The 9,268-nt window shown below is 60.1% G+C and carries 9 protein-coding genes and 1 pseudogene; 7 read left to right on the top strand and 3 right to left on the bottom strand.

Going from position 1 to position 9,268, the window contains the following annotated elements; translation table 11 throughout:
• Nucleotides 1–188 precede the first annotated feature (188 nt).
• Nucleotides 189–1,337, bottom strand: coding sequence for an ABC transporter substrate-binding protein (locus V6M61_RS01045; protein ID WP_332774695.1), 1,149 nt, complete (start codon nucleotides 1,335–1,337; stop codon nucleotides 189–191).
• A gap of 150 nt (nucleotides 1,338–1,487) precedes the next feature.
• Nucleotides 1,488–1,973: a fasciclin domain-containing protein gene (locus tag V6M61_RS01040; protein ID WP_332774694.1), complete on the bottom strand. Its 486-nt coding sequence runs from the start codon at nucleotides 1,971–1,973 to the stop codon at nucleotides 1,488–1,490.
• A 191-nt stretch (nucleotides 1,974–2,164) separates the two neighbouring features.
• On the opposite strand from V6M61_RS01040, the gene pstS reads away from it, so the two are divergent.
• From pstS to phoR, 7 genes are all read left to right on the top strand, one after another.
• Complete coding sequence (gene pstS / locus V6M61_RS01035; RefSeq protein WP_332774693.1) at nucleotides 2,165–3,208, top strand: phosphate ABC transporter substrate-binding protein PstS; 1,044 nt, start codon at nucleotides 2,165–2,167, stop codon at nucleotides 3,206–3,208.
• A 108-nt stretch (nucleotides 3,209–3,316) separates the two neighbouring features.
• Complete coding sequence (gene pstC, locus V6M61_RS01030; RefSeq protein WP_332774692.1) at nucleotides 3,317–4,282, top strand: phosphate ABC transporter permease PstC; 966 nt, start codon at nucleotides 3,317–3,319, stop codon at nucleotides 4,280–4,282.
• Nucleotides 4,279–5,139 (top strand): phosphate ABC transporter permease PstA, encoded by an 861-nt coding sequence (pstA, locus tag V6M61_RS01025; RefSeq protein WP_332774691.1) that lies wholly within the window; start codon nucleotides 4,279–4,281, stop codon nucleotides 5,137–5,139. Before pstC ends, pstA begins: the two co-directional genes overlap by 4 nt.
• A 36-nt stretch (nucleotides 5,140–5,175) precedes the next feature.
• Entirely contained in the window at nucleotides 5,176–5,967 is a 792-nt protein-coding gene (gene pstB / locus V6M61_RS01020) for a phosphate ABC transporter ATP-binding protein PstB (protein WP_332774690.1), read from the top strand.
• Nucleotides 5,968–5,986: 19 nt separating this feature from the next.
• On the top strand, nucleotides 5,987–6,697 hold the full coding sequence (phoU, locus tag V6M61_RS01015) for a phosphate signaling complex protein PhoU (RefSeq protein WP_332774689.1): 711 nt from the start codon (nucleotides 5,987–5,989) through the stop codon (nucleotides 6,695–6,697).
• A complete protein-coding gene (phoB, locus tag V6M61_RS01010) occupies nucleotides 6,698–7,423 on the top strand; it encodes a phosphate regulon transcriptional regulator PhoB (protein ID WP_332774688.1) in 726 nt (241 codons plus the stop codon).
• Entirely contained in the window at nucleotides 7,420–8,754 is a 1,335-nt protein-coding gene (gene phoR, locus V6M61_RS01005) for a phosphate regulon sensor histidine kinase PhoR (RefSeq protein ID WP_332774687.1), read from the top strand. The genes phoB and phoR overlap by 4 nt, the downstream gene beginning before the upstream one ends.
• 6 nt (nucleotides 8,755–8,760) lie before the next feature.
• On the opposite strand, the pseudogene V6M61_RS01000 reads toward phoR, so the two are convergent.
• Nucleotides 8,761–9,268, bottom strand: a pseudogene (locus tag V6M61_RS01000) (hypothetical protein); the annotation flags it as partial.

Genomic DNA, 9,268 nt, shown 5'->3' with positions numbered 1-9,268 from the left:
GGGCGCCCCAAGCAAGCACAGCCCCTTTTCGTGGTGAAGGGGGCAGCGCAACGCCGAAGGCACACGCAGTGGCAAGCGTGAGGGCCCGTGCGCAGCGCAGGGCCGCCCCAAGCAAGCACAGCCCCTTTTCGTGGTGAAAGGGGCAGCGCAACGCCGAAGGCACACGCAGTGGCAAGCGTGGGGGCCACTCAACCGATCAGCCGGCCATCTGCAGTCAGCATGCTTTGTGTGACGTAGGTGCTGCTTCGGCGCTGGGCGTTGTAACTGATCCGGAAACCGCCCACATCCAGGGTGCTGCGCCGCTGAAAAGCAGCCAGTGCGCTTTGCCGTGTGAGCGTGCCCTCAACGTCGCTGAGGACTTCATAGGTGTAGCGGGCGGCAATGAACCCGGCCAGACTCAAGGAGGTGGGCGGCTCGTCAAACAGCCGTGCCAGGGTGTCGCGATAGGACCGTACCACCGGCAGGCTGGCATTGACCATGGGCACCGCTTGCGTTGCAATGACGGGCGTGCTGCGTGCGGCGCCCATCTGGACCATGGTCTGCAGGTTGACATCGGCCAATGCCACGATGTAGCGCTGACGGGACTGTTTTTCCAGTCCCAGCGTGAACTCCGCCAGCTCGGGCGTACCGCCGATAAACAGCAAAATGGCCGGTGTGCGCGCCGTCAGCTTCTGTCCCAGTGACCGGATATTGTCCGTGTTGCGGAAAGACTGCAGCTTGAGCTTCATGTCCGTGGCGATACGCTCGATTTCACCATGGTAGACCTGATAGTCCTGCTCCGAAGCGTACACGGCCCCCAGTTCCTGCAAGCCCATGACGGCCAGGGTTTTCAGGGCGTGCGTCACCTGCTCCTGGCGTGCCGCAAAAATCGGAAATGTCTTGTCGTCAATCTCCAGGCTGGAGTTTTGCAGCCATGGCGCCACGTGGGCCACGTGCAAGTTGTCCTGGCGCGATTGCGCGACCACCTGGTTGGCAATCTGGTCTCCCACGCTGCCAGACAAGACCACGCAGGAGGGGTTGTCCTTGATGGTGTTGAGGGCGGTGCGCAGGCTGGCTGCGCTGCCATCGGTTTCCAGTGCCAGATGCTGGACCTGCCGGCCGCGGATGCCGCCGCGTGCGTTGATGTCTTGCCAGGCGGCGCGCGAGCCGATCAGGAAGTCTTTGGAGACGTCCTGTTGCGCCTGCGAAAAGTCGACCACCTGCGCCACGACCACGCTGCGCGAGGAGGCTGCGGCCTTGCCCGGCTGGGCCCACACGGGTAGCGCAGCACCGGCGGCGCTCGAGGTGGCGCACTGCAGCAGTTTGCGACGAGTTAAAACGGGTTTTTGCAACGACATGGTCTTATCCCTGAGCGGGACTCGCTGGTTCCCGCTGCTGATTTTTTGAATTGTTATTTGTTTTGCTATTGATTTGATAGCTGTTGGCGCCCGCTGAATCGGGGTACCAGCCGGAAATGGCTGGCCATCCAGGGTGCATGGCCCAGGGAGTTAGCGGGCTTTCGGTGGCATCAGGACACGGTCAACCGTGTGAATGACGCCGTTGCTTGCCGTGATGTCGGCTGTTTGAACCAGTGCTTCTTCAACGGTGACATACTCTCCGGCCTTGGCCAGGGCGACGTTGGCGCCGTTAACGGTCTTGCTATTGCCGTTTTTGACTTCAGCGGTCATGACTTTGCCTGGCAGAACATGGTAGGTCAGCATGGCCTTGAGTTTGGCCGGGTCTTTTGAAAGCTCGTCCATCGTCTTGGCGGGAACCGCCTTGAAAGCCTCATTGCTGGGTGCGAAGACGGTGAAGGGGCCGCTCCCTTTGAGCGTGTCGGTCAATCCTGCCTTCACCACGAGACCGTTGAGCGTGCTCAATGAGGGGGTGGCAGCGATGGTGTCGGCGACCGACGCGGGGGCGGTGGGGTGGGTGGCACAGCCCGCCATGGCGGCAACTGCAGCGGCGATGAACAGAACGCGACGATTAAACATGACAGCTTCTCCTGGTTAAGACACCGCTAGCGTAGGGAGGTTTGGTGACGGATATGTGACAAACTCTTGAAGTTTTCATGACGAAACCACTTTGTGAAAATAGGATGCTTCGTGACAGTTTTTGTCACGCCTTTGTCACATAAGCTTCTTAAAGTCACTTCATCTTTTCTACCAACCCAAGAGGTATCCTGATGAAAATGAGTTTCAAAGCTTCCGTGACGGGCGTGATGGGCCTTGCCATCATGTCTTTTGCTGCCTTCTCTGCCGCCCAGGATGTGACGGGCGCAGGTGCCAGCTTTCCAGCGCCGCTGTACTCCAAATGGGCCGCTGACTACAACAAGGCCACCGGTGCCAAAATCAACTACCAATCGGTAGGCTCGGGCGCCGGTTTGCGTCAAATTGAAGCCAAAACAGTCGATTTTGGTGCGTCGGATGCGCCTTTGAAGGATGATGAGCTGGCCAAAAAGGGCCTGGTTCAATTCCCCACCGTGATCGGTGGCGTGATCCCCGTCGTGAACATCAAAGGTATTGCGCCCGGCCAGCTCAAGCTCAGCGGCCAGGTTCTGGGTGACATCTACCTGGGGAAAATCACCAAATGGAATGACGCTGCCATCAAGGCGCTCAATCCGTCGCTGGCATTGCCTGATGCGGCCATTGCCCCGGTCCGCCGCGCAGATGGTTCCGGCACCAGCTTCATTTTCACCAACTACCTGAGCAAGGTGAATCCCGAGTGGAAAACCAAGGTGGGTGAGGGCACGGCCGTGAACTGGCCCGTGGGCGCTGGCGGCAAAGGCAATGAAGGCGTCGCCGCATTCGTGGGCCGCTTGCCCAACTCCATTGGCTATGTTGAATATGCCTACGTCAAGCAGAACAAAATGACGTTTGCCCAAATGCAAAACAGCGCCGGCAACTTTGTATCGCCTGAAGACAGTGCTTTCAAGGCGGCCGCTGCGGGTGCTGACTGGAGCAAAAGCTTCTACCAGATCCTGACCGCACAGCCTGGCAAGGATGCCTGGCCCATTACCGGCGCCACCTTTATCCTGATGCAAAAATCGCAGGACAAGCCTGCCCAGGCGGTGGCATCGCTCAAATTCTTTGAGTGGGCCTACAAAAACGGCGACAAGACGGCTGACGATCTGGACTATGTGCCCATGCCCGCCAGCGTCAAGACCGTGATTGAAAAATCCTGGAACGATATCAAGGATACCTCTGGCAAAGCGGTGGCCTACAAGTAAACCGGCCATTGTCCTGGAACAATAAGCACAAGGGTTTTCAACGTGTCCTCTACACTCCCGGCTAGCCGGGCTGCTTTTGATATTTCTTCAAAAGCGCCCGGACTAACCATGACCAACCCGCCACCCGTCAACACCGTACGCAGAGGCCCGTTGGCAGACCGGCTCTTTGGCTGGACTGCCAAGGGGGCGGCCTTGCTGACGCTGGGCCTGCTCATAGGGATTCTGATTACCCTGCTGATAGGCGCCTGGCCTGCGATTGAAAAGTATGGCCTCGGCTTCCTGAGCAGCAGCGTCTGGGATCCGGTCAAGAACGAGTATGGCGGACTGGTCATGATTTATGGCACGCTGGCAACCTCGTTCATCGCCTTGCTCATTGCGGTGCCGGTCAGCTTCGGGATTGCCCTGTTCCTGACCGAGCTTTCCCCGGCCTGGCTGAAGCGGCCTTTGGGGACTGCCATTGAGTTGCTGGCGGCTGTGCCTTCCATCGTGTACGGCATGTGGGGCCTGCTGGTGTTTGGTCCCATCCTGGCGACCTACGTCCAGCAGCCATTGCAAGGCGTGTTTGGCAATGTGCCTTATCTCGGGGCTCTGTTTGCCGGGCCCCCGGTCGGTATCGGCATCCTGTCGGCCGGCATCATTCTTGCGATCATGGTGATTCCCTTTATCGCTTCGGTCATGCGCGACGTTTTCGAAGTGACGCCGGTGCTGCTCAAGGAGTCTGCCTATGGCCTGGGCGCCACCACCTGGGAGGTTGTCTTCAAGGTGGTGTTGCCTTACACCAAAGCCGGTGTCGTGGGCGGCATCATGCTGGGCCTGGGACGTGCATTGGGCGAAACCATGGCCGTCACGTTTGTGATTGGCAATTTCAATCAACTGGATTCGTTGAGCCTGTTTCAGGCCGCCAACAGCATTACCTCAGCGCTGGCCAATGAGTTCGCCGAAGCGGCGGACGGCCTGCATCAGGCCGCGTTGATCTACCTCGGTCTGGTGCTTTTCTTTATCACCTTCGTGGTGCTGGCGCTGTCAAAAATCCTGCTGACCCAGCTCAAGAAAAACGAAGGGAGCAAATCATGAGCGTGGTGCAGCATGATGCGCGGCTCGCAAAATTCGCCCGCCGCAAACGGGTCAACCAACTGGCCTTGATTTTGTCGCTGGCGGCCATGTCGTTTGGCTTGTTCTGGCTGTTCTGGATTTTGTGGGAGACCATTCGCCTGGGCGTCGGCGGTATTGCGCTGGCGACGTTCACGCAGATGACGCCGCCGCCCAACGAAGCGGGCGGCATCGCCAATGCCCTGTACGGCTCTTTCCTGATGGTGATGCTGGCTACTTTTGTGGGCACGCCGATCGGCATCATGGCCGGCATTTATCTGGCCGAGTACGACACCAAGGGCTGGCTCGCGTCCGCGACACGGTTTGTGAACGACATTTTGCTGTCGGCGCCCTCCATCGTGATTGGCCTGTTTGTCTACGCCGTGGTGGTGGCCCGCTTCAAGTCATTTTCCGGCTGGGCCGGTGTGATGGCGCTGGCGCTGATTGTGATCCCCGTCGTGATCCGGACCACTGAAAACATGCTGCAGCTGGTGCCGCCGGGCTTGCGCGAGGCCGCTTATGCGCTGGGCGCACCCAAGTGGAAAGTGATCATGAGCATCACGCTGCGGGCGGCCCGTGCAGGCGTCGTCACCGGTGTGCTGCTGGCGGTGGCACGCATTGCCGGTGAAACAGCGCCACTGCTCTTCACGGCTTTGAACAACCAGTTCTGGACATCCAATCTGAGTGAGCCGATGGCCAGCCTGCCCGTGACGATTTTCAAATTCGCCATGAGCCCTTACGAAAACTGGCAGAAACTTGCCTGGGCCGGTGTGTTCCTGATCACTGTCACCGTCCTGGGCCTGAATATTCTGGCCCGCGTGTTGACGCGCAGCAGGAGCTGATTGCAGCTCCGCTTACAAAACAAGCAAAGGTTAAAGATGGAAACCATCACCGCCCACAGCGAAAAACACAGCGAAAAGTCGAAAATATCAGTCAAGAACCTGGACTTCTATTACGGCAAGTTCCACGCCTTGAAGGGCATCAACCTAGAGATCCCCGAGAAAAAGGTGACGTCCTTTATCGGTCCGTCGGGTTGCGGCAAGTCCACGCTGCTGCGCATCTTCAACCGCATGTACGAGCTGTACCCCGAGCAGCGTGCCGAAGGCGAGGTCCATTTCGACGGCGAGAATCTGCTGACCTCCAAAACGGATGTGGCGCTGATTCGTGCCAAAGTCGGCATGGTGTTCCAGAAGCCAACACCTTTCCCGATGTCGATTCACGGCAACATCGCGTTTGGCGTGAAGCTGTTTGAAAGCCTCAACGCCACCGACATGGATGAGCGTGTCGAATGGGCGCTGCGCAAGGCAGCCCTCTGGACCGAAGTGAAAGACAAGCTGCACCAGAGCGGCTCCAGCCTGTCCGGTGGCCAGCAGCAACGCCTGTGCATTGCACGCGGCATTGCCATCAAGCCTGAAGTGCTGCTGCTCGATGAGCCTTGCTCCGCGCTGGACCCGATCTCCACCGCCAAGATTGAGGAGCTGATTGCCGAGCTGAAAGACGACTACACGGTCGTGATCGTGACGCACAACATGCAGCAGGCCGCGCGCTGCAGCGACTACACGGCTTACATGTACCTGGGCGATCTGGTGGAGTTTGGCTCCACCGAGGATTTGTTCTTCAAGCCCAAGCGCAAGGAAACCGAAGACTACATTACCGGCCGTTTCGGCTGATCAGGACTGAGGAGCGAATATGCCCGATAAACATTTGTCCACGCAGTTCGACAGCGAACTCAATGGCGTGTCTTCACGCGTGATGGAAATGGGCGGCCTGGTCGAGTCCCAGATCCGCCACGCCATCTATGCGCTGTCGCAGTTCAGCGCCGAAACGGCCAATCAGGTGATTGAAACCGAGGCCCGTGTCAATGCCATGGAAATTGATATTGACCGCGAGCTGTCATCCATCATCGCCCGCAGGCAACCGACAGCGCGTGATTTGCGCCTGCTGATTGCCATTTCCAAGACCACGGCCAACCTTGAGCGCGTCGGCGACGAGGCCGAAAAGATTGCCCGCATGGTCAAGTCCATCATCGAGAGCGGCTCGGCCCGTGCCTTGCCGTCATCGGATCTTCGTATTGCGGCCGAGCTGGCGTCGGGCCTGCTGCGCAAGGCGCTGGACGCGTTTGCGCGGCTGGACACCAATGTGGCGGTGTCGATTCTCAAGGAGGACGACCAGATCGACCAGGAGTTTGACGGCTTTGTCCGCAAGCTCATCACCTACATGATGGAAGACCCGCGGACCATTTCACCGAGCCTGGATCTGCTGTTCGTGGCCAAGGCCATTGAGCGCGTCGGGGATCACGCCAAAAACATTGCGGAGTTCATCATCTACGTCGTCAAGGGCGCCGACGTCCGGCACACCACCATGGAGCAGATTGAATCTGCGGTAAAAAGCAATTCCTGAATGAAGCACCAGCCACGTGTACTGATTGTCGAGGACGAGCCCGCCATTGCCGAGCTGATTGCCGTCAATTTGCGGCATGGCGGTTTTGACCCGGTGATCGCGCAAGACAGCGCCTCGGCCCAGAGCGAGCTCGATGCGGTGCTGCCGGATGCGATTTTGCTGGACTGGATGCTGCCGGGCCAAAGCGGCCTGGCGCTGGCCCGCCACTGGCGCAAGCAGCCGCGCACCAAAAGCATTCCCATCCTGATGCTGACCGCCCGCGGTGACGAGCCCGACAAGGTGGCCGGTCTGGACGCAGGCGCCGATGACTACATCACCAAACCATTCTCGCCGCAGGAACTGCTGGCCCGCATTCGCGCCGTGCTGCGCAGGCGGGCGCCGGAGTCCGTCAACGACAGTGTGACGGTGGGGGAGCTGATGCTGGATGCGGCCAAACACCGCATTTCATTTCAGAACCAGGAGCTCAAGCTGGGCCCTACCGAGTTCAAGCTGCTGCATTACCTGATGAAGCATGCCGAGCGCGTGCACAGTCGCAGCGCCTTGCTGGACAAGGTCTGGGGCGATCATGTCTTCATTGAAGAGCGCACGGTGGACGTTCACGTCAAGCGCCTGCGCGAAGCACTGGGCAGTGCCGGCAGTATGGTGGAGACGGTCAGGGGGGCAGGCTACCGGCTGACATCGCTTGCGGCCACGAGTCCGGCCCCTGCAGCACAATCCGGTGCATGATCAATCGTTGGCTTGTCTTTGCGGCCTGCCTGCTGGCGGGCTTAGTCCTCGGGTGGGCGATTGCCGCCAAAGACGGATGGCTGCCCGGACTCGTTCTGGGCAGCTTTGTCTGGCTGATCTTCGACAGCCTTTACATTGCCCGGCTGCTGCGATGGTTGCGCGAGGAACAAAGCAATGAAACCCCCATCGGCGCAACGGGCGTGGCGCCCGTCATGCGCGGCGTCTGGGGTGAAGTGGCTGACAGGACCCGACGGATCCTGAGAAGCCGTGACCGGCAATACCAGGAAAGCCAGTCCCGGCTGGACGAGTTGCTGGCGGCCCTGCAGGCTTCGCCCAATGGCGTCGTGCTGCTTGACGCCCAGGGGCGCATCGAGTGGTGCAACCAGACCGCGAGCCAGCATTTTGGATTTGATGCCAAACGCGACGTGCTGCAGCACATCGCCAACCTGGTGCGCGACCCGGCTTTTACCGCCTATCTGGCCTCGGAGCAGTTTTCCCAGGATGTCGTGATTCCCGGCAGCTTCAGCACGCCGGCGCGGCCGGTCAAGCTGTCGGTCCATGTGCACGCTTATGGCAAGGGGCGCAAACTCCTGTTGTCCCGGGACATCACGGCCGTAGAGCTGGCGGAGGCCATGCGCCGCGATTTCGTCGCCAATGTATCGCATGAAATACGCACGCCCCTGACGGTGTTGTCGGGCTTCATCGAAACCCTGCAAACCCTGCCGCTCAAGGAGCCGGAACGCAGCCGCTACTTGAGTTTGATGGCCCAGCAGTCCCTGCGCATGCAGACGCTGGTCAATGACTTGCTGACCCTGTCGCGCCTGGAGGGCAGCCCCGCGCCGGGGGCCAACGAGTGGATGACCACCAGCGCCCTGTTTGCCCAGTGTGAGCAGGAGGCGCGGGCCCTGTCGGGTGTCATCACTGCCCAGGGACATCAGCTGAGCTTTGAGCTGGGCACGCCGTGTGAGCTGGCCGGCGTGCAAACCGAGGTTTACAGCGCGATGTCCAACCTGGTGACCAATGCGGTGCGTTATACGCCTGAGGGGGGGCAGGTCCTGGTCAGCTGGCAGTTGCTGGACGATGGCCGGGGCGAGTTCGTGGTCAAGGACAGCGGCCCGGGCATTGCGCCGGAACACCTGCCGCGCCTGACCGAGCGTTTCTACCGGATTGACCGCAGTCGCTCACGCGAGACGGGCGGGACAGGGCTGGGGTTGGCGATTGTCAAGCATGTGGCCCAGCGCCATGGCGCGGAGCTGCACATTGAAAGCCAGCCCGGTCACGGCTCCCGCTTTTCCATCATCTTTCCCGCCGCGCGGGTGCGGCAGACTTAGCGCGCCTTAGCGCACCTGAGCGGGCTTGGGTACGCTGGCCCGGACGGCCAGCCAGAGCAAGCCCGTGAAGCTCAATGCCACCAGCGCAAGCGCCACCGCGCTGGCCGCCCAGAAGCCGATGGCGGACTGGACCGCCGGGTAGGTGCCAATTCCCCGGTAGCTCAGCTGGTAGCCGCCCATCAGGCCCAAACCCCAGAGCAGTGCACAGTACACAACCAGCGGGGCCATCGTGATCTGGTAGCAGCGCAGCAAAAACACGCAAAGCGACTGGATGGCGTCGGCGACGTGGTAAACCGCGACCCACAGCAGCAGGGAGGACGCCAGGCCGATGATGGCCGGGTTGCCCGAATACCATCCCGGCAGGGCTTTGTTAGCTATAAAAATAATAGCTGCTAGTCCGTTGGGAGACCCCCCGGCTCTGCCGGGGAGGCAGTAGAAGTTTGACGTATGCGTAGGTATGGGTGTCCATCGCAGAAACTTCCAATCGTGAGCCGCCAAGCAAACGAAAGGAAAA

The organism is Polaromonas sp., assembly GCF_036676035.1.
Taxonomy (GTDB): domain Bacteria; phylum Pseudomonadota; class Gammaproteobacteria; order Burkholderiales; family Burkholderiaceae_C; genus Polaromonas.
This window is presented reverse-complemented; position numbering and strand designations above follow the sequence as displayed.